The organism is Granulicella aggregans, from assembly GCF_025685565.1.
Taxonomy (GTDB): Bacteria; Acidobacteriota; Terriglobia; order Terriglobales; family Acidobacteriaceae; genus Edaphobacter; species Edaphobacter aggregans_B.
The window spans coordinates 632,738-658,074 of sequence record NZ_JAGSYE010000003.1; the positions used below are offsets into that span (position 1 = coordinate 632,738).

At 62.7% G+C, this 25,337-nt stretch carries 16 protein-coding genes; 9 read left to right on the forward strand and 7 right to left on the reverse strand.

Features of this window, described 5'->3' with window-relative positions:
* Nucleotides 1-99 precede the first annotated feature (99 nt).
* The 6 genes from OHL18_RS17915 (at nt 100) to OHL18_RS17940 (ending at nt 7,483) form a co-directional block, all read left to right on the forward strand.
* Entirely contained in the window at nt 100-2,697 is a 2,598-nt protein-coding gene (locus OHL18_RS17915; RefSeq protein WP_263376242.1) for a penicillin acylase family protein, read from the forward strand.
* A 62-nt stretch (nt 2,698-2,759) separates the two neighbouring features.
* The gene (locus tag OHL18_RS17920) at nt 2,760-3,299 is read left to right on the forward strand and encodes an MOSC domain-containing protein (protein ID WP_263376243.1); all 540 of its coding nucleotides are present in this window, start codon (nt 2,760-2,762) and stop codon (nt 3,297-3,299) included.
* 373 nt (nt 3,300-3,672) lie between these two features.
* Complete coding sequence (locus OHL18_RS17925) at nt 3,673-5,361, forward strand: hypothetical protein (protein WP_263376244.1); 1,689 nt, start codon at nt 3,673-3,675, stop codon at nt 5,359-5,361.
* A gap of 24 nt (nt 5,362-5,385) precedes the next feature.
* Nucleotides 5,386-6,360, forward strand: coding sequence for a polyprenyl synthetase family protein (locus OHL18_RS17930; protein ID WP_263376245.1), 975 nt, complete (start codon nt 5,386-5,388; stop codon nt 6,358-6,360).
* A gap of 6 nt (nt 6,361-6,366) precedes the next feature.
* Entirely contained in the window at nt 6,367-6,723 is a 357-nt protein-coding gene (locus tag OHL18_RS17935; protein ID WP_263376246.1) for a metal-sulfur cluster assembly factor, read from the forward strand.
* Between the two features lie 10 nt (nt 6,724-6,733).
* The gene (locus tag OHL18_RS17940) at nt 6,734-7,483 is read left to right on the forward strand and encodes a class I SAM-dependent methyltransferase (RefSeq protein ID WP_263376247.1); all 750 of its coding nucleotides are present in this window, start codon (nt 6,734-6,736) and stop codon (nt 7,481-7,483) included.
* Between the two features lie 159 nt (nt 7,484-7,642).
* Here the strand turns inward: OHL18_RS17940 and tsaE are convergent, their stop codons facing one another.
* Together tsaE and OHL18_RS17950 are read right to left on the reverse strand one after the other, a co-directional pair.
* On the reverse strand, nt 7,643-8,092 hold the full coding sequence (gene tsaE, locus OHL18_RS17945) for a tRNA (adenosine(37)-N6)-threonylcarbamoyltransferase complex ATPase subunit type 1 TsaE (protein ID WP_263376248.1): 450 nt from the start codon (nt 8,090-8,092) through the stop codon (nt 7,643-7,645).
* The gene (locus OHL18_RS17950) at nt 8,089-9,687 is read right to left on the reverse strand and encodes an NAD(P)H-hydrate dehydratase (protein WP_263376249.1); all 1,599 of its coding nucleotides are present in this window, start codon (nt 9,685-9,687) and stop codon (nt 8,089-8,091) included. The genes tsaE and OHL18_RS17950 overlap by 4 nt, the downstream gene beginning before the upstream one ends.
* Before the next feature lie 157 nt (nt 9,688-9,844).
* Between OHL18_RS17950 and OHL18_RS17955 the strand changes: the two genes are divergently transcribed.
* Nucleotides 9,845-10,390 carry a hypothetical protein gene (locus OHL18_RS17955; RefSeq protein WP_263376250.1) on the forward strand — a complete coding sequence of 182 codons (546 nt, stop codon included), beginning with the start codon at nt 9,845-9,847 and terminating at the stop codon, nt 10,388-10,390.
* A 62-nt stretch (nt 10,391-10,452) separates the two neighbouring features.
* Here the strand turns inward: OHL18_RS17955 and OHL18_RS17960 are convergent, their stop codons facing one another.
* The 4 genes from OHL18_RS17960 to OHL18_RS17975 form a co-directional block, all read right to left on the reverse strand.
* Entirely contained in the window at nt 10,453-11,703 is a 1,251-nt protein-coding gene (locus tag OHL18_RS17960) for a penicillin-binding transpeptidase domain-containing protein (RefSeq protein WP_263376251.1), read from the reverse strand.
* Between the two features lie 196 nt (nt 11,704-11,899).
* Nucleotides 11,900-14,191, reverse strand: a complete 2,292-nt coding sequence (gene ftsZ, locus OHL18_RS23345) for a cell division protein FtsZ (protein WP_396274790.1) — start codon at nt 14,189-14,191, stop codon at nt 11,900-11,902.
* Nucleotides 14,192-14,364: 173 nt separating this feature from the next.
* Nucleotides 14,365-15,594, reverse strand: a complete 1,230-nt coding sequence (gene ftsA, locus OHL18_RS17970; protein WP_263376252.1) for a cell division protein FtsA — start codon at nt 15,592-15,594, stop codon at nt 14,365-14,367.
* Entirely contained in the window at nt 15,591-16,889 is a 1,299-nt protein-coding gene (locus tag OHL18_RS17975) for a cell division protein FtsQ/DivIB (protein ID WP_263376253.1), read from the reverse strand. The genes ftsA and OHL18_RS17975 overlap by 4 nt, the downstream gene beginning before the upstream one ends.
* 320 nt (nt 16,890-17,209) lie before the next feature.
* On the opposite strand from OHL18_RS17975, the gene OHL18_RS17980 reads away from it, so the two are divergent.
* A complete protein-coding gene (locus tag OHL18_RS17980) occupies nt 17,210-18,061 on the forward strand; it encodes a hypothetical protein (RefSeq protein WP_263376254.1) in 852 nt (283 codons plus the stop codon).
* Nucleotides 18,062-18,357: 296 nt separating this feature from the next.
* Here the strand turns inward: OHL18_RS17980 and murC are convergent, their stop codons facing one another.
* On the reverse strand, nt 18,358-19,752 hold the full coding sequence (murC, locus tag OHL18_RS17985; RefSeq protein WP_263376255.1) for a UDP-N-acetylmuramate--L-alanine ligase: 1,395 nt from the start codon (nt 19,750-19,752) through the stop codon (nt 18,358-18,360).
* A gap of 311 nt (nt 19,753-20,063) precedes the next feature.
* Here murC and OHL18_RS17990 point away from each other — a divergent pair, with 311 nt between their 5' ends.
* Nucleotides 20,064-25,319 (forward strand): Ig-like domain repeat protein, encoded by a 5,256-nt coding sequence (locus OHL18_RS17990; RefSeq protein WP_263376256.1) that lies wholly within the window; start codon nt 20,064-20,066, stop codon nt 25,317-25,319.
* The last annotated feature ends 18 nt before the right edge of the window (nt 25,320-25,337 follow it).

The following is a 25,337-nucleotide window of genomic DNA, read 5'->3' on the forward strand; positions in this document are numbered from 1 at the left end:
AGCATCGCGGTAGTATCGCGATGCGCAGTGGAGAGCCCCCCGCATTTCGCCCTTGCTTATCCAATTCTCACGACCGCCATATAGACTTTGGCTAAGCCCATGGACTCCAACTCACGCGCTCAAGAACTTCCAGCCTCCAACAGAATCTCGCCACGCAAGCCCCGCCGCGCAAAGCTCTGGCTCGCGGGCTTTGCCTTCCTTCTCTTCCTCCTCGTGATCGCGTCCATCTGCGGCTTCTTCTACGCGCGCCACTGGATGCGGGCCTCGCTGCACGACAGCCTCCCGCAGCTCGACGGCACGCTCACGGTCACGGGCCTCTCCGCGCCCGTCACCGTCGCACGCGACGCCCACGGTGTCCCCCACATCACCGCAGCCTCGATGGAAGACCTCGTCTTCGCCCAGGCCTACATCACCGCCAGCGACCGCCTCTGGCAGATGGACGCGCTGCGCCGCCACGCCGCCGGAACCCTCGCCGAGATCCTCGGCAGCGGTCTCGTCGAGCACGACACCATGCAGCGCACCCTGCAACTGCGAGCCGCCGCCGACCGCGCCCTCGCCATCCTTCCCGCCGACCAGAAACACTGGCTCGACGTCTACGCCGCTGGCGTCAATGCCTCCATCGCCGCACAGAACGATCACCTCCCAATCGAATTCAAGATCCTCCGCTATACGCCTGAACCCTGGACGCCGCGCGACTCCCTGCTCGTCGGTATCGCGATGTTCCAGGACCTAACCACCACCTTCCCTGACGAACTCGACCGCGAAGCGCTATCCGCAAAGCTCTCGCCCGACCTCCTCGCCGACCTCTATCCCGTGGGCTCCTGGCGCGACCATCCCGTCGGCCAGCCCGCCGTTGATCTCACCGCCCCGCAGCCCGAGATCGAACAGGTTCCGCTCGACGAGTCGCAAAGCCGTCTGAACTTCGAAGACCGCCTCCGGGAACTTCAACACGCTAAGGCCACGCTCGCCCAGGTCTCTGCCCGCTACGCCTGCGAAGGCTGCGTCTCAGGCTCGAACGGGTGGGCCGTCTCCGGCGCGAAGACCGCATCCGGCAAGCCGCTGCTCTCCAGCGACATGCACCTCTCGCATAATGTTCCCGGCATCTGGTACATGGCCAGTCTGGAGTCCGGCAGCTTTCACGTCTCCGGCGTGACGCTGCCCGGAACGCCGTTCGTCATCGTCGGCCACAACCAGCACGTCGCCTGGGGATTCACCAACCTCGGCGCGAAGGTGCAGGACCTCTATGTCGAACAGACTCGCGGTAGAGGTTCGAACGCGGAGTTCCAGACCACCGACGGAAGCTGGCATCCTCTGCTGCACCAGTCCGAAGTCATCAAGGTGAAGGGTGGCAAGGACATCGATCTCGACGTGACCTTGACCCTGCACGGCAACATGGCCACGCCGATCCTATCGCTCATCTATCCGCACGAGAAGCGCAAAGTCGCCCTGCGCTGGACGCTCTATGACCCTGCTAACGTCTCGTCGCCCTTCTTCGCCATCAACTCGGCCAGCGACTGGAAGAGCCTCTGCGCCGCCGCCTCGCTCTTCGGCGGCCCCGCGCAGAATCTGCAGTATGCCGACGATCAGGGCCATATCGGCTACCACGCCATCGGCCGCGTCCCAGTGCGCGGTTCCATGACCACGCCAACGCAATTGAGTCCCGTTCCCACCGATGGACGCGATCCCCTCGGCGAATGGGTCGGCTACATCCCCTTCGAGTCCATGCCGCAGTCCTACGATCCACCCGGTGGCATTGTCGCCACGGCAAACTCGCGCGTCACGCCCGACGGGTATCCATTCCCCATTACCCTCGACTGGGCCGAACCGTATCGCAACGAGCGCATCTGGAAGGTCCTCCAAGCAAAGTCGGGCCTCAAGCCAGCCGACATGCTCGCCCTGCAGACCGACGTCTACTCCGACTTCGACAAGGTCGTCGCCCAACGCCTCGCATACGCCATTGACCACGCAAACGTAGACTCAACCCATGACGCCGCCAAAGCGAAGCGCCTGCACAAGGCTGCCGATATCCTTCGCATCTGGGACGGCACCGTCGCCATCGATAGCTCAGCCGCCGCCATCACCGATGCCGCTCGCCGCGCCTTCTGGCCGCTCGTGCTTGGACCAAAGCTCGGTGTATCGGAAGCTCAAGCCTCAAGCACGGAGAAAGACAACCCGGTCAATCTCTACGGCTGGGGCGAGAAGCTCTACGCCGAGGAGCAGATCATCGTCCACCAACCCGCACGATGGCTCCCGGCAAAGGACGCGGACTGGAACGCGCTGCTCACCGCCGCCGTTGAGAAAGGGCTGGCCGACGAAAAGGCACCCTCCGACCTAGAGAAGTGGCACTACGGCAACGTCCGCCCAGTCGATATCGAACACCCCATCCTCTCGCAGTCTCCCGCGCTTCGCCTGATCCTGGGCATGCCCGTCGGCACTGGAGTTCAACCCCAAAGCGGCGACGGCTCCACGGTCAAGCAGGTAGGCCGCAAGTTCGGCCCGTCAGAACGACTCACCGTCGACTTTGGCGACCTCGATCAATCCACCCTGAACGTCGTGCTCGGCGAATCTCCCAACCCCGAGAGCCCATGGTTCATGGACCAATGGCCCTTCTGGTACCACGGCACTACCTTGCCCATGCCGTTCTCGCAAGCGGCCACAACCTCAGCGACGGCGCACACCCTCACTCTAACTCCGTAAGACCGGGTGCCCCATCCATACCGACAGCCTTATCGTCGGGATGGGTGGGAATGGAGCCAGCGATGTCCAAGGTAGTCTCAGTCAGCCTCAACGGCAAACACACCTTCAGCAAGAAGACTGCGGACCGGATCACCCTCCTGGCTGGACTTGGTGTTGAAGGGGACGCGCACTGCGGCGTTCTGGTAAAGCATCGCTACCACGTAAGGAAAGACCCGACACGACCCAACCTCTGCCAGGTCCACCTCCTGCACGCAGAGCTCTTCACCGAACTCGCCGCGAAGGGAATCGCCATCGCCCCCGGCGATATGGGTGAAAATGTCACCACCTCTGGCCTAGACCTGCTCAGCCTTCCCACCAGCACTTTGCTCAAGATCGGCGCAAGCGCGGTCGTCGAAATCACCGGTCTTCGCAATCCCTGCATACAGATGAACGATCTCCGCCCTGGCCTGATGCATGCGGTGATCGAGCACAACCGCGGCAGCAAGCCCCGCATGAAGGCCGGCATCATGGGCATTGTGATCGCGGGCGGTGTTGTCCAACCCGGCGACACCATCCAAGTCGAACTGCCACCGCAACCTTGGCGTCCGATGGTCTGCATCTGAAAAGCCACCACTCCAAATGAAACGTCATCTCGACCAAAGCCCGCGCTCTTGCAGGCGCAGTGGAGAGAACCCATCCCCATTGAATCGTCATCTCGACCGGAGCCGTGCAGCCTTACCGCACGGCGCAGTGGAGAGACCCCCGCATTGGCATTTGCTGTTGTCTTTTTCGTCCTTACTTTTGTTGTCATTCCTGTAGGCATCTGCGGTAATCCCGTGGCCTCAACGAGGCGAAACAGGCAACCACAACAGCCAATGCGGGGGTCTCTCCACTCCGCTGCGCTCCGGTCGAGATGACGTGTTTCTTGGGCGGTCGTAAAGAGTAGATGGAGAATGGTTTCTTACATCCCACCCCGCATACGATACCCTGTGACTCATGCGCCGCGGCCCGATTCCACTCGCCTTCTACCTGGTCCCCACCGCAGCGTTCCTCGCCGTCCTTCCTCTCATCCTTCACGGCTGCTCCTGCGGCCACGACTTCGACTTCCATCTCGTCAGTTGGATGGAAGCCGCAGCGCAGTTCAAGGCTGGCAACCTGCACCCCTCATGGGCCTTCTCTCCCGCATGGAACGCTGGTGAACCGCGCTTCGTCTTCTACCCTCCCATCTCCTGGACGCTCGGCGCGATGCTCGGCCTGGTGCGCTGGTCGACAGCGCCCATCGCATATACCTGGATCGCCCTCGCTGCATCCGGCTTCGCCATGTACTCCCTCGCGCGAACACTCAAAGTCAGCGAGCACGCAGCCCTCATCGCCTCGCTGGTCTATCTTGCGAATCCCTACATGCTCTTCACCGCGTACGAGCGCACGGCTTACGCCGAACTGCTCGCCGCCGCATGGATACCTTTACTGCTTGCCGCCATCCTGCGCGATCGCATCACGCCGCTTCGCATCGCTATCCCCGTCGCGCTGCTGTGGCTGACAAACGCTCCCGCCGCAGTGATGGGCTGCTACTCGCTCGCCGTCCTTGCGGCCCTGCGCCTTCTCGGGCAATGGATCGACGGCCGCAGCGAATCGCGACTCAAAGCTACCATCGCTCTCGCGCTGCGAATCTTCACTGGACTCGCTCTGGGCCTCGGCCTCGCGGCCTTCTACATCCTTCCCGCAGCCTACGAACGCCGCTGGGTGCAGATCGCCATGGCGACCATCGAAGGCATGAGGATCGAAGACAACTTCCTCTTCCACCACACCGCGGACCCTCTGCACGATGAAGTCCTGCACACCGCCTCGCTCATCGCCGTAGCCATCCTCGCCGCAGCGTTTGTCATCCTTGCCCCACTGCTCGTTCGCCCCAAAGGATCGAATGTTTCCGAGCAAACACGCCGCTATGCGATCTCTCTCGGCATCCTCGGCATCCTCATCGGAATTCTGCTGACGCCAGCCAGCGCGATCATCTGGCACATCGCACCTGAGATGACCTTCCTCCAATTTCCCTGGCGGCTTACGGCAGTCCTCGCCGCAATCCTCTGCTCCAGCCTCTCACTGCTACTAAGACGGATCAACGTTCGAAGCTTGTGGCTCAGCGTCATCGCCGTCATCGTGCTTCCGTGCATCATCTGGCCTGCTGCGAGAACCTTCAATCAATTCTGCGATGACGAAGATAACGTCGCCGCTCGCCTCGCGGTCTTTCGCACCCACATGGGCACCGACCCCACCGATGAGTACACGCCAACCAACGCCGACAACGAAGCCCTCGGCCAAGTTGACCCTCCCTTCTGGCTCACCGCCGACGGCAATGGTGCCGCGTCACCCAGAGGAGAGCGACCGGGCACATCGCCGATGAACTTCGCCGTCACATCGCCCCAGGACACCGTAGTCGTCTTGAACCTGCGCGCGTTTCCCGCATGGCTCATCCGCATCAATGGGATCGCCACCACAGCACGAGTCGACCGCGCCGACGGCCTCATCGCTGTCCCACTCAAAGCGGGCAGATCCGATATTTCAATCTCCTATGCAATGACCCTCGACCGAAAACTCGGTGACGGCATCACGCTTCTAGCACTCTGCGCTGCGATATTGATTGCCGTGCGCGGTGGACGCGATTCCACCTCCGAGCCGAGTCTCTAGCCCCTCGCGTATCATCGAAGATTGATGAATTCGATTGTTCAATCTCTTTTACGTTCCGGTGCCGCCTCCACCGACGCCGCCCTGGAACATCTTCTGCCTGGTACGGACGTCCTTCCCCACTCCATCCATCGCGCGATGCGCCACAGCGTCTTCGCCGGTGGCAAGCGTCTACGCCCCATCCTCTGCATGGAAGCCGCCCGCATGGTCGCGACCCACGCAAGTCCCGCGCCTGCAGGCACCATGCCCGAAGGCGTCGCCGAACTCGGCGCTGCGCTGGAGATGCTGCACACCTACTCGCTCATCCACGATGACCTGCCCGCGCTCGACGACGATGTTCTTCGCCGCGGCCAGCCCACCTGCCACGTAGCCTTCGGTGAAGCCACGGCCATCCTCGCAGGCGACGCTCTGCAGACGCTCGCCTTCCAGACCATCGGCAACCTCCGCACGCCCCCCGCAACCACGGTCGCAATCCTGCGCGAGATCGCTGCCGCCGTCTCCACCGGCGTGGGCACGGTCGGCGACATCCAGACCGTCCTTCCCCCCGGCATGATTGGCGGCCAGGTCATGGACATCGAAGGCGAAGGACACACCCCGACGGCAGAACTCGTCGAAGCCATCCACCGCGCCAAGACCGGGGCCTTGATCGCGGTCAGCATCGTCGCTGGAGGTCTCTACGGCGCGGGTTCTGCTTCAACCGAATCGACCGCCTCTTCAGACACCATCGCCCGCCTTCGCTCCTTCGGCGAGAAGGCCGGCCTCGCCTTCCAGATCGTCGATGACGTCCTCGACATGACCCAGGACTCGGCCCAACTGGGCAAGACCGCCGGAAAGGATACGGCGACCGTCAAAGCCACATGGCCCGCCGTCTACGGCATCGAGCGATCGAACGAAGACGCAAAGACTCTCATCGCCGATGCCTTCGCCGAGCTCGAACCCTTCGGCGCAGCCGCCGACGGCCTCAAGGCAATCGCGCAGTATCTTGTCGAAAGAACCAACTAAGCAACGATGACTCCGCAGATCACAGAAGACTCTATCCGCGACGCTCTCCGCGACTGCTACGATCCCGAGGTTCCCTGCAACATCGTCGATCTTGGCCTCGTCTACAGCGTCGTTGTCGCGCCTGATCCCGACGCGCCCGGCGCGGGCATCCCCGGCGTTCCGCAGCGCAACAAGGTTCACATCGGCCTGACTCTTACTTCCAAGGGCTGCCCCGCACACACCCAGATCATCGCCCAGATCGAAGGCCGCCTCAGCGCCTTCGAGACGGTCAGCCAGACCTCGGTAGACCTCGTCTGGGACCCCGCATGGAGTCCCGCCCGCATCTCCCCTGAAGGTCGCAAGCTGCTGGGAATTGAATCTTGAGGGCTGTCTAGTGGCGAAGCGAAAGAACGCGCCTGAGCCTATCCACCCCTTCGACGCCATACACGGCGTCGAGACCAGCGGCCTCATCCCCGCGGGCGATCTCGTCACCGGCCACAGCAGCGACAAGCACGTGACCGCCTACTACGGCGTCGCGCCGTCGATCCTGCGTAGCCTCGTCGACCTCTGGCTCGACACAGCTCCCGCTCACCCTATCGAGCGCTACAGCTTCATCGACATCGGAGCAGGCAAGGGCCGCGCCATCCTCGTCGCCAGCGAGCTTCCCTTCCGCCAGGTCATCGGCATCGAGCTCAACCCCTCCATGGCCGACATCGCGCAGCGCAACGTCGACCACTGGATCGCCACCCACGCCGCCGATCCAACCGCATCACCGCACGCGCCCGTCCGCCTGGTCGAGCAGGACGCGCTCGAGTTCGACTTCCCGCGCACACCCTGCATCGCCTTCATGTTCCATCCCTTTGAAGCGCCGCTGATGAAGAAACTGCTGGCGCGCATCGAGAGCCAGTTCGCGCATCGTCCCGGCGAACTCGACATCCTCTACGTCAACGCCGAGTGTGCCTCCGTCTTCGATCGCAACCCAGCATTCACACGCCTCTGGTTCGGGAAGGTCGCAATGTCAGCGGAAGACCACGCCGCCGATCTCGAAGCCATCGCGCAGCAGCGCGACTACGGCTCGACGGGCGATGAGGAGTGCGCGATCTATCGATACGTTGGGCGGGGAACTACGGCAAAAGCTGCCTAAAGCGCCCTGCGCGGGCGGCGGTCACTTCGTGACGCGTATACCGCTTCGCGTGCTGCTCCCGCTGGTCGCAAGATGAGATTTGATCCCGACCAACGGGAGGGCCATGCGAAGCCCAATACAAGTCACGAAGTGACCGCCCCGCGCGTAGCGAGTCTTTAGTTACTTGACGCCGATCACCATCAGCCGCTCGTCCCCACCCAAATTCTCCATTGCCACCTCGCCATTCGCCATCGCCACCACGCTGGGAAACTTCTCACCCCATTCCACCAACACCAGAGCATCTGGTTCGGCGATCATCTCTTCAATGCCCAACGTCGCCAACTCTCTCTCCGTCTCCAGACGGTAGAGATCGAGGTGATAGATCTTCACCTTCGCGCCCTTGTATTCATGCACCAGCGTGAACGTGGGGCTGGTGACCTCCGCAGGATCGGCCGCTCCCAGCGCCGCGGCAATCCCCTTCACCAGCGTCGTCTTCCCCGCGCCCATCTCTCCACGCAGAATCACCAGCCGAGGCGTCGGCATCAGGATCTCCGCCACCCGCTCGGCAATGGCCATGGTCCCATTCACGGACCGCGTCTTGAACCGTCTCTCGTGCTTTGCGTCAATCATCTCTTGTTCAGTCCCGTAATCCAGGTAAATCCGTCCGTATCGCGCGTCCGGTAGCGGAATGCGTCGGAAAGGTGCGCGACCGTGTCCGTCGCCAACACCGTGTGCTCATCCATCGCATGGGCGGCGAAGTCGCCAGCAAGCCCATGCAAATACACCGCTGCTTCGACAGCCTCGGCAACACTGCCCGGAAACTGCGCCAGCATCGCGGCGACGATGCCTGTAAGAATGTCGCCGCTGCCACCCTTCGCCATCGATGGATTCCCCGTCGTGTTCACCGCGATGCTGCCATCCGGATGCGCGATCAGCGTCCGCCATCCCTTCAGCACCAGCGTGACATGATGCTTCGTGGCAAAGTTACGGGCGAGGTTGATCCGATCAGCCTCGACCTCTTTCACCGTCAGCCCGGTCAGGCGAGAGAACTCGCCCGGATGCGGCGTCAGCACGATGGTGCGGCCAACGCCATCAAGGAGATGAGTGCGCGACACATCGAAGGCGTTCAAAGCATCTGCGTCAATCACAATCGGCACCGTCGTCTTCGCCACAAGCTGCCGCGCAAACTCCGAAGCGTCGCCCTTGGTCGATAACCCCGGCCCAACAGCCACTACCGAGATCTTCTTCATCAGCGAGTCCAGCCGGTCCAGATTCCTGAGATCCACCGCGCCTTCGGTGCCTTGGGTCAGCGGCGCGATCATCAGCTCCGGAGCAATCTGTGCGACAAGATTCACAATGCTCTCCGGCACCGCTGCCGTCACCAAGCCCGCTCCCGTCCGCATCGCAGCCAGGGAAGACATCGAAGGCGCGCCCGCCGTCCCATACGACCCTCCGATGAGAAGGACATGCCCGAACTTGCCCTTGTTCGAGTTGACGTCTCTGGGCGTCTGCGCAACCGTCTTGGAAGCTCCGCCCCAGTGCAGATCGCCCGAGCTGGAAATCACCGCATCCGGCGATCCAATCTCCGCAACGACGACCGGCCCGAAGACGTTCCCTCGCGTTAGCGCACCGAAGACATGCGCGAGCTTCGGCGCGGTAAACGTCACCACCGCATCCGCCCGAAACGCATTAGGTGACTGCTGCTCCGCCGAGTCCGCGTCCCAGCCGGAAGGAAGATCCACCGCCACGACCGGCGTCCGCAGCGAAGCAACGCGATCGCGGACTAAGGCCCCCAATCCACTCAAAGGCGGCTTGAATCCCGTCCCGACGATCGCGTCCACGATCAGGTCGAAGCTCTCGAACTCCGGGAGCGAGCCTTCTTTCATTCCGATAACCGTCACTTGCGGAGCCGCCCTCTGCAGCGCTCGTAACTCCGTCGCGGGCGTCTCTTTCAAGTCGGAGACCTCGCCCAGAATCGCAACCGTGATCTCACGATCACCCGTCGCCGCAAGAACCTTTGCCGCAACAATTCCGTCGCCGCCGTTGTTGCCCTTACCGCAGAGGAAGAGCAGACGCTTCGCCCCGGGATATCTTCGTTCAATGAACTGGGCAACGGCTGCGCCCGCGTTCCCCATCAGAGCGCTCATAGGAATGGCGTAATAGGCCATCGTTCGCCGGTCGGTCTCAGCCATGTTGGCGGCGGTAAGAATCTTCACTTTTGCCATACTCTCTTGGATGTAAGAGTACGGGAAAGGATCGTCTTCACGCATCCACGCTTAAACACCAGCGAAATCGAAGATTTCCACGCCACGCTGGAACTCCAAACTGCAGTGAGCCGTCTACAACTCCGGCACACATCTTTGACTTCCGTCAGGAGACTCGATGCGACGCTCTATCTTGTTTGCGATCTGCGCCTTAATTGGATCGATTACACCCGCACTTCAGGCGGAGAGCCACAATCCCGCGGACTATCCCCTGCGCATCCACATCTATCGCAGAAACGAGACCACCTTCTACCACAACCGCCAGGCCGAAGAGGCCAAGGGCGAAGGCCGTGCCAATCTCTTTGAGGGTGGAGAGCCGAAAGGACTGGACTTCCAGTTTGAATGCGACAAGAAATTACAGACATCTTCCGGCTACGAGACCTTCCCTGCAAAGTGGAAGAAGCCTGGGCAGGAGCTCGTCATCCTGCAGCCGGATTTTGGCAAGACCAGCTATAACACTTGCAGGCTGAAGGTACTGGTAAAGGACTTTGTCTATGTAAGCCACGACGGCAATCTATCGACGGAACCCGCGGAAACCTTCCGGGAATGGATGACCAAACACGAGTACGATCCGGAACACGGTAAAGACACGCCGACCAGAACCATTGCACCAGCCACAGCACCTGCCGGCACTCCAGCTCCCCCAGCCGCACCGCCGCAATAGGTGGCTCATTCCCGCGAATCGCGACCTGCGGCTCCGAAGTGAGGGCGCGAAGCGGTAAGACTCTACCGGGTGCCGGTCGTCGTGTCCGTGGCCGGCTGTACCTTGGGCTGGAAGTACGCCCGTTCCCATAGCCCACGGTAGAACTGACCCGTTAGCTCAGCCGCCTTCGGGCCGAAGGTTGGGCGTCCACCTTCTAAGAAGATCACCGTCACAATACGTCCGGTCGGGGTGTCCGCGAACGAACCGAACCAGCCGTACCGAACGCCGTTGTTCGAGCACGTCCCAGTCTTCCCCATCACTGGAAACGCCGTAAAGTTCGCCTTCAGCGACCGCGCCGTCCCATACTGCACCGCCGCCGCCATTCCAACGTGCATGTCCGGGAGCAGAGGAGCGATATCGAGAATCCGTTTCACCTTGGGATTGAAGTTCGCAATGTCGTCCGGCGTCTGCGGATGCTGCAGGTAGTAGAGCGTGCCACCGTTCGCAATGGCCGCCACCATCGCCCCAAGTTGAAGCGGGGTCATTGAGACGCTCTCGCCAAAGCTGCACATCCGCCCCACGCCGCCCGCCGAGGCAGGGAGTTCGTGGTCAGGATAGGTACCGAGCTGCTCGCCCTGAATGTTGTACCCGGCAAGCTCGCCCAGGCCGAACTGATTCGCGTAGTGCTTTACGCGCTCAAATCCGAGCGAGCGGCCAAGTGTTTCAAAATAAAGATTGTTCGAGTGCGCCAGCGCCTCGGTGAGGGTCAGGTGGTAGTGGCCGCCCAGATTCACCGGCGTGTCCCGGGTCACAATTCCCTCTTCAAGAGCCGCGAGGGCGACAGAAAGCTTGATCGTCGAACAGGGTTCCGCACCCGGCGAGAGCGCCAGCTTCTGGTTCACCATCGCCAGAATCCGCCCGCTCGAGGGATCGATCGCCAAAGCCGTTCCGTTCATGTTGCCCAGCGCTTCAATCGCCGCCGCCCGGACCACGGGATCTTCACCCTGGGTCACGTCGCCCAGCGTCAGGTTGTCGATGTCGGCAAAGGAGTTACCCGTGAACCGCTCGGTGTACCGCGTGCGCCCCACGGCGAGTTTGGCCTTCGCTACGCCGCGACGCCCCGAACGTGCCACCGCGACCTTGGCCGTTGCAGCCTTCGTAGTAGTTGAGGAGTGAGCCACCCGATGGGAGGTCTTCGTGACCACATGGCTCGATGCCTTCGCCTTCACAGCCTTATGGGCGTGGTGAACCACCTTCGCGAAGGCGGTTTCACTTCCGATTGCCAGGGCAAGTACAAAAAGACCAAAGAAAACAAGCCGGGAAGACTTAACCAAGATGGACTCCTCTTTTGACATCAGACGCCATGTCTGCACGGTGGATGCCACCCGGACCTTGCAGGGAGTGATCACACTTTAATCTTACGTTCTCCCAGTCCCAGAAGGACATTCATCTTCCGGGGGATATCGTTTCAGGTACCGCCCGCCTTGCAACACACACTCTCTCTCGTTCGACTCACAGACACCTCGCGGGTCAACGTCCGCGCCGCAGAAACGCCGGGATATCAAGCTCATCCGCGTCAACCGTCTCCACCGCCTCTACCGGGGCAGCCTTCCTTCCAAAGAAGAAGGAACTGCGTGCCGGGGCCTCTTGTCTTGGCCGTTCGGTCGCAACTGGAGCCTCAATCTCAGGCTCAATATGGCGTTCGATCAGCCGCTCAGCCGGCCGTGGAGCAGGGGGAGGAGCTGGCCGTTCATAGCCTGCGCCAGCTTCATAGCCGCCAGGAGCCTCACTCTGACGTGGAGATGGCGGAGTAGAGGTTCGAAACGCCGGAGTGTTCAGAAAGAAGGAGCTGGACTTCGACGGCTCCGGCCGCTCCTCCTGACGAGTTGGAGCCGGGGCTGGAACCGGCACGCGAAAGAACTCGTCGTCGAAGATGGAAGCCGGAACGGCCCGAAGCTCGGGCTCCGGCGCAACCGGGGCCGTCACGACTCGTGGCTGGGGCGCCACCTCGGCGGCCGAGGTGGTCAACGAGGAAGCGGCTACCGGCTCTCTTGGCACCTGCGCCACGGGAGTCTGGGCCACAGGAGCTTGGGCCGCGATGGGCTGAACCGGGGGCACTGGCTCGGGCGGCGGGGCCAGTCCCAACTGGGGAGCTGAGGCAAAGACCTGCGGTGCCGAGCGATGCGTCTCGGCCATCGCCGCCGAAACTACGGAGACGCGAAAGTCGGGCTCCTCGGCCTCCGAGGTGACGGTTTCCGGAGCGAAAACAGGCGGAGCGGCGACCACCGGCTCTACTGCTTCGGGGATTGGCGCGGGAATCGGTTCCGGAGCTGGAGTCTGCACGGCGAAGGACTTCACGGAGAAAGTCGGTATCGGGGGCGCAACTGGAGCAGCCATAGCAGGTGCGGGAGGCGTGGCCGGGGCTGCGGACACAGCAGGTGCCGCTGGCGGAGCAGGAGTCGCAATCGCAGGAGCAGGAACAGCTGCCGGGGCAGCCAAGGCCGCATGCTCCGCGGCAAAACGGTCAGCCGCCGCGCGCACGCTCGAGATTCCGGAACCGCCAGCCCGTGGCTGTACCGGAACGTCCTCATGCCGAATCGTCGGCAGCGAAGCGTCCGCCAGCATGCGCTCGCGGCGCTCCGGCCGGAAGAACCGCTGTTCCTCAACTACGGGCGCTGGCTCTGCAACCGGTGCAATCGCAACCGGGGGAGCCACCGGAATCACAGGCGCGGGAACCTCCGCCACCGGAACCGGCTGCGGAACGACAGGGACTCTGGGAGCCACGGCCGCGGCAATCACTGGCTCTGCAGCGGCTACCGGCGCAGCCGGTCTCGCATGCGGCATCTCGCGGAAGCCAGTCGCGATCACGGTAATCTTCACCTCGTCGCCCAGCCGCTCGTCGAGCACCGCGCCAAAGATGATGTTCGCGTCCTCGTGCGCCGCACTCTGGATGATCGTGGAGGCCTCATTGACCTCGCTCAGCTTCAGCGAGCTCGATCCAGTCACATTGATCAGGATGCCCCGCGCCCCATCGATCGCTCCCGCTTCAAGCAGCGGAGAAGCCATCGCGGCCGCAGCAGCGTCCTTCGCCCGAGTCTCGCCCGAACGCGCCGCCGTTCCCATCACCGCGTAGCCCATGCCCGCCATCGTCGTCTTCACGTCGGCAAAGTCGCGGTTGATCACACCGGGGATCGTAATGATGTCCGAGATCCCCTGCACCGCCTGGCGCAGCACATCGTCCGCGATCTGAAAGCTCTCAAAGAATCCCGCGTCCTTCGCCACGGCCAGCAGCTTCTCGTTCGGGATTACGATCAGCGTGTCGACCGCCTCGAGCAGCTCCTGCAGGCCTCGCTCCGCCTGCATCATGCGGCGCTTGCCCTCAAATCCAAACGGGCGCGTTACGACTGCAACGGTCAGCGCTCCCATCTCGCTCGCCAGCGACGCGATCACCGGCGCCGCTCCCGTACCCGTGCCTCCACCAAGTCCGGCCGTCACGAAGACCATGTCGGCACCCTCAAGCGCCTCGATGATCTTTTCGGAGTCCTCAAGCGCGGCCCGCCGACCCACATCCGGGTTCGCACCCGCGCCCAGTCCACTCGTCAGCTTCACCCCAAGCTGCAGCTTGATAGGCGCGTTCGACGCCTTCAGCGCCTGCACATCGGTATTGGCAGTGATGAACTCAACGCCCTCCACCCCGGCTGCGATCATGCGATTGACCGCGTTGTTGCCGCCGCCGCCGACACCAATCACCTTAATGCGTGCGCCATGCGGCGGATCTTCGTGATACTGGATGCGGAGAGGATCTTCGGCTTGAATGGTCATCGGAAACTCCTTGCTGCCTTGAACTGCCTGAATACTGGTTGCTTTAAATCGTCAAATTCATTCTCCCACCGGGGGAAGAAAAAAGCCGGTATTTGCGCGTACTTGAACCAAAGGATGTTCGAAATTGGAACACTCGCCGGGGAACGACTTCGGGCCCTAAGAATTGGCCTCTGCTAAAAACTCCCGCCAAAGATAGACTTCAACTTCGACTTCAAGCCCTGCTCTTCGTTCGCGCGCCGCACCTGCGTCCGGTGCGTGTAGAGCAGCATCCCGATAGCAACAGAAAACTCTGGCCGCACCAGCTCCTCCGGCATCCTTGAAAGCGGCACCGGCCTCCCGATGCGCGAGGAGACCCTTAGCAGGCTCTCGGCGTTGTCCTGCAATCCCTGCAGGTTCGCTCCGCCGCCCGTCAGCACCAGCCCCGCGCCCAGCGCCTCCAGCACGCCGCCCTGCCGCAGGTTATCGCGCAGCATGGTGAAGAGCTCCCGCGCCCTTGGCTCCAGAATCTCCGCCAGAAACCGCTGTCGGACAAGTCTCGCAGGCTGCCCGTTGGGGTCTGCGACGTTGCCGCCAATCTCAATCTCGTTCAACTGCGGAACAGCCGTGACCACGCAGTTGCCGAAGGTCTTCTTCAGATACTCGGCCTCTTCCACCGAGACGTGCAACCCAACCGCGAGGTCGTTGGTGAAGTGATCGCCACCGATGGGAAGCACCGCCGTATGCGCGATCGATCCCTCAAAGAAGACCGCCAGCTCCGTCGTACTCGCGCCGATGTCTGCAATGCACACGCCAAGCTCTCGCTCGTCTGCCGAAAGCACCGCCTCAGCCGCCGCGATGCCTTCATAGACCGTGTCGATCACCTCAAGCCCGGCGCGATTCGCGCACGTCACTACCGACTGCGCGATCCCTCCTGAGCACGTCGAAAGATGAAGATTCACCTCAAGCTTGTTGCCCACCATGCCGATCGGGTCGTGAATTCCTTCCTGGTCGTCCAGGATGAACTCCTGCGGCAGCAGATGCAGCACCTCGCGGTCAGGCGGCAGCGCGATCGATCGCGCACGATCGACGCAGGCGCGAACCTCCTCGCGCGTAATCTCTTTCATCCGGCTACCCATGCTGATGCCGCCGCGGCTGTTGATCCCCTTGACGTGGGTTCCGCCGATGCCCACCACGCAGCTCTCGATGGCCGCCTTGGTCAACCGCTCCGCTGTCAGCGCGGCCTTATTGATCGCCTCCGCCGCTGGCTCCAGCTTTGAGATCAGCCCCTTCCGCATGCCGCGCGAGACTTCAATCCCATGTCCGCGATACCGCAGCACGCCGTCATGCAGCTCCGCCACCAGCACGACCGACTTCGAGCTTCCCGCGTCGAGTACCGTGATGAGACTGTCAGGCTTCTGGGTCACTGCGGACTCGCTTGAGGGGAGTGCGACGGCTTCGCCTTCGCTACCAGCGCCGCCGCAGCCTTAGTATGCGGCTTCACCACGACCATGTGCCACTCTTCGGTGGCCGGTTTCGCTGGCTGCTTGCCCTTGGCCGCTGGCTTTGCAGGTGCCTTTGCAACCGCCTTTACCACCGGTTTCGGAGGATGCTGCGCCACAGTCTTCGCAGCAGGTCTAGCTACCTGCTGACTCGCTAACTTGCTAACCGGCTTTGCATCTGTCTTTCCGCCCTGCTCAACCACCTGCGTACTCGATGCTTTGACCGGCACCTCGCTGCCTGGCTGCATGTCTAGCACGACCTGACGGTCGTACCGCATGTCCACCGACGTCAGCTTCGGATACTGCGTCCGCCACTCCACCAGATGCTGCTCGAACTTGCGATAGCGGTCCAGAAAATCCTTGTCGCCAAAGTGCACCAGGACGGAGCTTTGCCCATCGGGAATCAACGCCTTTACGTCCTCGGGATTCGACAGGTAGACCTCGCTGATCTTCTGCGAGATGTGCTCGCCAGTGCTGTCCAGGTCGCCGAGAAAGCTGGTGAAGATCCTCATGCGGGCGGCGCGCGTCGACAGCGGATCCTCAGCGCCGATTCCCGACATAATCACTGGGAACGAGTAATGGGAGTCTCCGGAACCGTCCACCGGCATATCGAGCAGAACGCCGTTCGCGTCGACCATGCTCGACCGCGTTCCCTGCTGCACAAACGCCACCGGCGTCCGTTCAGTGATAAGTATCCGAATGTGGTTGGGCAGCAGACGCATCACCGTCGCATGCTCCACCCAGGGCATCCGCTCCAGTTGAACCCGGCGCTCTGCAAGAGGAACGTTGAAGATATTCCGCTCCACATCCTCACCGAAGACGCTTAGCAACTGCGCCCGGGTCACATGCTCATTGCCGACGCTTTCAATCGCAGAAGAAGACTCGATCACGAACCGGGGATCGTGCAGAAAGAAGCTGCGAACGGCGATCACCCCGGCGGTCACGAAGCCCAGAAACAGCAACACCCCCGCGGCGCTGGCGACCCGCCCCCAAAGCGTCTTCGGCAGCCGCACCGGTCGCCCGTTGAAGCGGAACCGCATCCCTCCGCGCTGTCGGCGCGAACTCGCCGCAGCCTCTTCCACCCGTTCGGGCAGGCCGTCGGCAAAGTCGTCGTCGAAGTCACGGCCCGAGTCCACACGCGGCTCTGGTTCCGTCAGCCGAGGCCGGCGGCGAGCAGCGGCTGGCGAAGGAGCGTACATCTCCTCCGGCGCATCAAGCACCGCACTTCCGCGCTTCGAAAATGGATCGTTTTGTCGCAAACCTGAGCAGGGTCGCGAAGAATCGCTCTCGTGACTATAAACCGCCACAACTGGCTTGCGGCGAAGAGATAGCGCAAGGGGTATCGGTTCAGCAACTCACCCGTTTGGGGACGGTCTCGCGTTCGCAATCTCTCAAAACGTCGTTTGTCGCGGGCCCTAATCCCATTCGGAGTTTTTTCGAAGCTGTCAGAAGGGTAGGCTCCGTCAGCCCCATCGCTTACTCGTTGCGCGATTTTCAATCGCCGGTCTATCCTTGGTCATCCGTGCTCAGGTGACTCCTTATGCCCCGGAACACAGTCTTCAAGTATCTACCGCTGTTCCTCCTCTCGCTCGCTCAGCCGCGTTTGCAGGCGCAGAACCCTGAGTACCACATGGAGCTTCGGCCCTGGGGGGCGACCATGATAACGAACGTCCTCGTGGAGGACGGGCCAAAGGCAATAGAGGCTTTCTCGATTGTTTTGCGTCAAGGAAATGGCACGCAATCGGAGACGCCGGATTATCTGAGCTTCGGCGCTGGCTCGATTTCGTTAGAACTGCGTTTGCCGGAGCATCCCCGTGGACAGCACAATCTGCTCGCTCAAGGAGATGGCTATCAGACGTTCGTACATTCGGCAGCAGAGATGCCCGGTAATCCGGAGGTAAAGGCGATCATCTTCAGCGATGGCAGCACGGAGGGTGATCCCATGCGGATCACGGCAATTCAGGCCGCGCGCGATGGCTACTCGGACGAGGTGAACTTTTGGGTGGAGCGGCTCAATGCCGAAGACCCCGCAGCTCCAAAATGGGACGCGCTGGTGGCCGAGGGTGCGGCTCGCGAGAAGATCGCCAAGGCTCAAAGTCAGGCCCACAAAATGGTTGTAGAGCACGACGTGGAAGTCATTTCGGATCCAGGGAGGGCATACTGGTTGGCACGAATGGAAGTTGCCATGGGCGTTTCCGAAAGCACAGTATCTACCTATCAAAAGCGTCTGGGGTTTCCCGTGATGCGTAGCCACTTCCTCGCCTGGAAGGAAAAGATCGACAGCGATCAGGCAAAAGCCCTGCTGGAAGCGACCTATCCACTGCCGGACGCGATCAAGTTAGAGGCCACAAAGGCTTACACGCCTGCCGGCTCAAAGCAAACAGAGCCTTAGCCAAATAGAGCGTTCACCGTTTGGCGAAGTAAAAGCGCCTGGTCTGAAAGTTTCCCCGCCCCATGACCGTTACTTATCTCCTTACTTATCGCCGCGAACGGACTCGCGAGCAACCATCAAAATCAACCAAATGGTTGAGTGAAAACGCGACTGCAGGCCGGGTATACCTTTCTTCATGAAACCCGCACTCGTAAATCTGTGGTCAAGGCTCATGGTGATCAGGTCCCGCTGCCCCATCGCAAGGTACTACGGCGTAGCCCCCAGAAGCCTATAAAACCTCGACGGGCAGGCAAACCTTACGAGGCCAGCGCCTCCAGCAGCAACGGTGCCGCCTGCGACACACTCCCCGCCCCCAGCGTCACGATCACCTCACCAGCCTTGGCCTCCGCCACCAGCGCCGTCACCGCCTCCGGAATGCTCGCCGCATAGCTCACCTTGCCCGGATGCTGCTGCTGAATCGTCTTCGCCAGCGCCTCGCCTGTAACTCCAGGAATCGGTTCCTCGCTCGCGGCATAGATATCCAGTACCTGCACCGTATCGGCATCGCCAAACGCCCCGGCAAACTCCGCCAGCAGATCCCGCGTCCGCGTGTACCTGTGTGGCTGGAACAGTAGATGCACCCGCCCATAGCCGCAATCCCGAGCCGCCCGTAGCGTCGCCAGAATCTCCGTCGGATGGTGGCCGTAATCGTCCACCACGGTAATCCCATTCACAACGCCTTTGATCTGGAACCGGCGATCGACCCCACGAAACGTATCCAGCCCCGCCATAATCTGCTCCGGCGCGACCCCTAGCTGCACACCAATCGCAATCGCCGCCGTCGCGTTCAACACGTTATGCCGCCCCGGAACATGCAGGCTGAACGGCCCCATCGTCACGCCGCCATAGGTCACTTGAAAGAACGAGTGACAGTGCGGCTGCTTCGCCAGAATCTTCAACCGGAAGTCCGCAGCCTCCGCCTCGCCATAGGTATAGACCTTGCGCCGGACACGAGGCAGCAGCGACGCAAGCTGTGCGTTGTCGAGACAAGCCGTCGTCGCTCCATAGAACGGCACGCCATCCATGAACTGCAGGAACGCCGACTCCACGTCCTCCATGTCCTTGTAGCAGTCCATGTGCTCGCGGTCGAGGTTTGTCACCACGCCCAGAATCGGCGACAGCTTCAGGAACGACCGGTCGCTCTCATCGGCCTCAGCCACGAGATACTGCGAGTTCCCAAGCCGCGCATTCGATCCCATCGAATCCACGCGCCCGCCAACCACCACCGTCGGGTCAAGCCCCCCCCCGCCCAGCACTGCCGCGATCATCGACGTAGTCGTCGTCTTGCCGTGCATGCCCGCGACAGCGATGCCATACTTCAACCGCATCAGCTCCGCCAGCATCTCCGCTCGCTGAATCACCGGCACCTTGCGGGCGCGCGCTTCGATCACTTCAGGATTCTTCGGAGACACGGCCGAACTCGTCACCACCACATCGCAGGCCGAGGCATTCGACGCCACGTGGCCCTCGAAGATCCGCGCCCCCAGCCCGCACAGACGGTCGGTCACGGCAGAACGCCGGAGGTCCGAGCCCGAGACCGGGTATCCCATCGTCAGCAGGATCTCGGCGATCCCGCTCATGCCGATCCCGCCAATTCCGATGAAGTGGATACGTTGGGTCGGCCCGAAGTGGAAGTGTCCCGGCAAAAACATGAATTGATCTGTGCTCCTCAAAATGGGCTGCTGTAGAGGCCCAAACCTCCACTCTAGCAGCGAGTGCGGGCTGACGCCTCCGTCCTCCGCCAATCCCACGGATGGGGGCTAAGTCACCCCTTTGTGCAGTTCTAATACGTTACCTCCGTTGCTACCTTCAGGCTTGTAGTCACCATGTCGCCAATAGCGGATTCGATGCAGGGATGCTATCCGGCGCTCTCTTCATGCTCGAGAGCGATGAAGCCAGCGTCCGCGCGGACTCCATCTCTCTTTGCTGACGGCGATACGGGCCCGAAGGAGTGTCACCGCACATGTGCAGAGAGCGTTCGCAACCTATCTTCCCGGCCATCAAGCCGTCAGCCGCCGGACGAACGACTCCACGCCGGAACACCCTGTCCCAAGCTCTTCTATCCCTCTTTGCCCTTCTTGCAGCCGCAGCCCCTGCCTTCGCGCAATCGGGCTACTCCTTCCCTGCTTCGATAAGCGTTGGAACCACCTCCGCCGCGCAGTCGATGACGGTCAACATCCAGGCCGCAGGCACCGTGGGTTCGATCAGCGTCCTCACCCAGGGCACGCCCAATCTCGACTACTCCGCCGCCTCAGGCGGCACCTGCGCGGCTGGCGCGACCTACTCCGCAGGCGCAACCTGCACCGTGAACGTCTCCATGACGCCACGCTATCCCGGCATTCGCGATGGCGCGGTCGTCCTGCTCGATGGCTCCGGAGATCCGATGGGCGTGCAGTTCATTCACGGCGTCGGCGTCGGTCCGCTCAGCGTCCTCACCGCTGGAGAGATCACCACCGTCGCCGGCAACGGACATCTCTCCACCGGCACCACCCTCAGCACCCAGGCCGTCGATGCCGTCATCCGCGAACCCCTTGGCGAGGCCGTCGACGGTGCCGGCAATCTCTACTTCACCGACTCCGGCGACAACAAGATCGGCAAGGTCGATTCCACCGGCGCCCTGACCTACGTGGCCGGAACCGGCACGCCGGGCTTCAGCCCCAGCGGCACCCTGGCCGTCAACGCGCAGATCAGTGAACCCGCCGCCATCCTCATCGACGGAGCAGGCAACCTCTACTTCACCGAGACAGGCAACAGCACCGTCCGCGAGATCGTAAAGTCCACCGGTCTTCTCGTCACGATCGCCGGGACCGGCACCCAGGGTTATAGCGGAGACGGCGGCCTCGCCACCGCAGCTCAGCTCAACACGCCCCAGGGTATCGCCCTCGACGCCTCGATGAACCTCTTCATCGCCGACACCGGCAACAACGTCATCCGCAAGGTCAGCGCCGCCGACGGGACCATATCCACCTTTGCCGGAAGCATCAACCCGGGCTTCGCTGGGGATGGCCAGAGCGCGGCCAACGCACTCTTCAACCAGCCCTACGGAATCTCCTTCGGCAGCGATGGCACCCTCTACATCGCGGACTTCCTGAACAACCGCATCCGCACTATCAGCCCCGCCGGCCTCGTCGCTACCGTCGCCGGCAACGGCACCACCGGCTACTCCGGCGACACCCGCGAGGCCCTCGGCGCGACCATGAACCACCCCTCCGCCGTCGTCGTCGACGCGGGCAACAACTTCTACATCTCGGACTCCGAGAACAACGTCGTCCGCAAGGTCAACGTTCTAAGCGGCAACATCACTACTCTGGCCGGAAACTCAGCAGCGGGCTCGACCGGCGACGGAGTCAACGCGGACAGCGGCCAGCCCGCAATGAACAAGACCTACGGCCTCGTTCTCGACTCGGCGGGCGATCTCTTCATCGCCGACCGCCTTGGCCTGCGCGTCCGCGAGGTCTACGGCAACGTCGGCCGCATCGTCTACAAGGACATCAAGGTCACCAACACCTCGCCGCCCGTAAGCCAGACCCTCGACAACGACGGCAACGCACCGCTGCAGTTGACCAGCATCGCTCCCGTCTCGAACGCCGCCATCGATACCGCTTCGACCACCTGCAACACCACGGCAGCTATGGCCCCCGGTGCCGAATGCGTCATCGGCGTGGAGTTCAAGCCCATGGTCGTCGGATCGCCCATCACCGGCTCCATCTCCATCGCCTCGAACGCCGCGAACTCCGCCGACACCGTCTACGTCAGCGGCAACTCGCTCAGCATCGAGCCCACCACCACCACGCTCATCTCCAGCGCCAATCCCTCGGCGGTCGGCCAGGCCGTCAAGTTCACCGCGACGGTCAGCAGCCAGGCAAGCACGGTCTCCGGCACCGTCCAATTCTTCGACGGCACGACTCTGATCGGCGGCGCGGCGCAGATTCTCAACTCGACGACACGCTCGGCGACAGTGACCACTAGCAGCCTGAGCCTCGGCTCGCACTCCATCACCGCCGTCTACTCCGGCGACAACTCCAGCGCCACCAGCACCAGCGATCCCCTCACCCAGATCGTCAAGCAAACCGCCTCGCTCGCACTCTCGTCGAACGACAACCCGGCCCACGTCTACGACGCCATCACCTTCACGGTAGCGGCCACCGAGACGCCCGCAGGCGGTACGCAGCCCGCAGGCAACATCGTCTTCTCCGCTGACGGCTCCCTGCTGCCCAACGGCACCATCTCGCTCACCAACGGCTCAGCGACCTACACCACATCACTGCTCGCCGCCGGATCGCACACCATCACCGCCAGCTACGCGGGCGACATCAACAACCTCGCCGCAAATTCGAATGCGCTCGTCCAGGTCGTCAACGTTGCTACTACGACAACAACGGTCGCGACTTCGAACGCGAGCGTCCTGCTCACCGCTCCCGTAACCTTCACCGCGCAGGTCACCGGAGGCAGCACTTCCATCCCGACCGGCAACATCGTCTTCAAGGACGGCACCACCACCATCGGCACCATCGGGGTAAACGGCTCGGGCGTCGCAACGCTCACCACCTCAACTCTCAGCGCGGGCACGCACACCATCACCGCGACCTACCAGGGCGACACCGACTACAACTCCAGCACCTCAGCGCCACTCACGCAGACCATCCAAAAGGTCGCGACGACCTCCGCCCTCATCTCCAGCGCGAATCCTGCGAACGCCGGCGCTACCGTCCGCTTCACGGTGACCGTCACCGCCGCCAACAGCACCTCGCCGAACATCTCCATCACCGGCCCAGTCACGCTGATGGATGGAACGACCGTACTCGGCACCGGCGCACTTGCGGCTGCCGGCACCGGCCCCGCGACCGCAACCGTCATCGTTCCCGTCTCCACGCTCGGCACCGGATCGCACAACGTCACCGCGGTCTACGGCGGCGACACGAACTACATCGGCAGCACCTCCAGCGCCGTCTCGCAGAGCATCGTCCTCGCCACCTCGAGCATGGTTCTCAGCTCCAGCGCGTCCACCGCCATCGCGACCAAGCCGCTGACCTTCACCGCCACGTTGACCAGCACGGGCGGCACGCCCACCGGCTCCGTCACCTTCATGGACGGTGCCTCCGCGATTGGGACCGGCAACGTCAACAACGGCATCGCCACGATCACCACGACGGCGCTCACTGTAGGCACGCACACCATCACCTCCGTCTACCAGGGCGACACCAACGACTCTGCCGCGACCTCGAACGCGCTCACCATCACCATCAAGGCAGCGACCACAGCCGTCGCCCTAACACCCTCGCAGAACCCCACCAACTTTGGCCAGTCGCTGACGCTCACAGCAGCGGTCACCGGCAATGGCGGCACGCCCACCGGCAGCGTTACCTTCGCTGACGGCGGGAATAACGTCCAGACCGTCCCGGTCAACGCCAGCGGCGTCGCCACCTACACCACTTCGACCCTAACCGACGGCACCCATCCCTTCACGGCAAGCTACGCCGGCGACGCGAACGACCTTCCCGCAACGTCCTCTGTACTGAATATTCAGGTTCTTCAAACCGCGAGCCTCACCCTGACCAGCACCAGCCCGAACCCGTCCATCGCCCGCTCGAACGTCCACTTCGTCGCCACCATCACGGCGCTGCAAAACATACAGCCCACCGGTGCGATCACCTTCAAGGACGGCGCAACCGTGCTCGGCACCGGCCTCATCAGCGGCGGCACGGCGACGTTTGACACCACTTCACTCTCGGTCGGCACGCACTCCATTATTGCCGCCTACGCTGGCGACAGCAGCACGCAGCCCATCACCTCCGCCGCCTACTCGCAGACCATCAACGCAGCGGGCGCATCCGTCACACTCACCTCCAGCGCGAACCCCGCAACCTTCGGGACCTTAGTCACCTTAACTGCCTCCGCGACCAGCACCGCTGGTGCTCTGACCGGCACGGTCAACTTTGAAGACAACGGCACGACCATCGGGTCTGCAGCCCTGAGTTCTACCGGCGTGGCCACCTTCTCCACCTCGACGCTAGCCGCAGGCAACCACAACATCGTCGCAGCCTACCAGGGCGACAGCAACGACCAGCCCGCAAGCTCCTCGACGCTGGTTCAGGTGGTCGAGCGCGCCTCCACCGTCACCCTCACCTCCAGCCAGAATCCGCTGCTCACGCTCGCGCCAGTCACCATCACGGCAACGGTCGCCAACGGCGGCGGCACGACGCCGACCGGCACGGTCACCTTCCTGCAGGACTCGGTCGCCGTCTCGACCGTCCCGGTCACAGCAGCCGGAACGGCAACGCTCGCAGTGACCTCGCTGACCGCCGGCACGCACAGCTTCACCGCGACCTACTCCGGCGACGCGATCAATCTCGCCAGCACCTCGACGGCCCTCAGCGAAGTCGTGCAACTCCGCTCGACCACGAACGCCCTAACCACCTCAGCGTCCTCGCTCACCGGTGGCCAGCAGCTCACGCTGATCTCGGTCGTACGCTGGACTGGTTCGGCCACGCCGACCGGCACCGTCAGCTTCCTCAACGGGACCCAGACCATCGCAACCGCTCCGGTCGATGCTACCGGCGTAGCCACGGTGACGGTTCTGCTCACGGGTACCTCTGCCAATCTCTCCTCGATCTATAGCGGCGACGCTTCCTACGCGACATCGACCTCTTCGCCTGACCTCGTCACCATCGGCCCGGCCTCGAACTTCGACTTCACCGCGAACCCGCCCGTCTTCTCGGTAGCCACCACCCAGCACCAGATGATGACCGTCACCATCTCTTCGCTGAAGGGCTTTACCGACACCATCTCGCTCGGATGCCTCGGCCTTCCCCTCGCCGCCACCTGCACCTTCTCGACCGACCAGTTCGTCCTCGCGCCCGGTGGGATGCAGAGCGTCCAACTCACCGTCGATACCGGCAACCCGCTGCTCGCCGGAGCCCAGGCAAAGAACGAAGCACCCAAGCCCCTCGGCAACTCCGCTGCGAAACTCGTCGTCGCCTGCTTCCTTCCCGGCAGCCTTCTGCTCGGCCTCGTCGGTATGCGCTTCCGCCGACTCCGCAGCTTCGGGGGCCTGTTTATGCTGATGCTTCTACTGGCGGGCATGTCGACGGCCCTGACCGGCTGCGGCGCAATCAAACTCACCAGCACCCCGCCCGGCGTCTACAACTTCGCCATCACGGCAACGGGCAAGACCGGCGTCAGCCAATCCATCCCCGTCACCATGACCGTGACGCAGTAACGTTGCTGCCGATGCGCA

What these genes read in the sequence shown, in the direction of transcription:
- murC (WP_263376255.1), bottom strand. Translation starts at nt 19,752, where the DNA reads ATGTTTTTGCCGGGACACTTCCACTTCGGGCCGACCCAACGTATCCAC.
- ftsZ (WP_396274790.1), bottom strand. Translation starts at nt 14,191, where the DNA reads ATGACCATTCAAGCCGAAGATCCTCTCCGCATCCAGTATCACGAAGAT.
- OHL18_RS17990 (WP_263376256.1), top strand. Translation starts at nt 20,064, where the DNA reads ATGTGCAGAGAGCGTTCGCAACCTATCTTCCCGGCCATCAAGCCGTCA.
- tsaE (WP_263376248.1), bottom strand. Translation starts at nt 8,092, where the DNA reads ATGATTGACGCAAAGCACGAGAGACGGTTCAAGACGCGGTCCGTGAAT.
- OHL18_RS17935 (WP_263376246.1), top strand. Translation starts at nt 6,367, where the DNA reads ATGACTCCGCAGATCACAGAAGACTCTATCCGCGACGCTCTCCGCGAC.
- OHL18_RS17980 (WP_263376254.1), top strand. Translation starts at nt 17,210, where the DNA reads ATGCCCCGGAACACAGTCTTCAAGTATCTACCGCTGTTCCTCCTCTCG.
- OHL18_RS17920 (WP_263376243.1), top strand. Translation starts at nt 2,760, where the DNA reads ATGTCCAAGGTAGTCTCAGTCAGCCTCAACGGCAAACACACCTTCAGC.
- OHL18_RS17955 (WP_263376250.1), top strand. Translation starts at nt 9,845, where the DNA reads ATGCGACGCTCTATCTTGTTTGCGATCTGCGCCTTAATTGGATCGATT.
- OHL18_RS17930 (WP_263376245.1), top strand. Translation starts at nt 5,386, where the DNA reads ATGAATTCGATTGTTCAATCTCTTTTACGTTCCGGTGCCGCCTCCACC.
- OHL18_RS17950 (WP_263376249.1), bottom strand. Translation starts at nt 9,687, where the DNA reads ATGGCAAAAGTGAAGATTCTTACCGCCGCCAACATGGCTGAGACCGAC.
- OHL18_RS17915 (WP_263376242.1), top strand. Translation starts at nt 100, where the DNA reads ATGGACTCCAACTCACGCGCTCAAGAACTTCCAGCCTCCAACAGAATC.
- OHL18_RS17925 (WP_263376244.1), top strand. Translation starts at nt 3,673, where the DNA reads ATGCGCCGCGGCCCGATTCCACTCGCCTTCTACCTGGTCCCCACCGCA.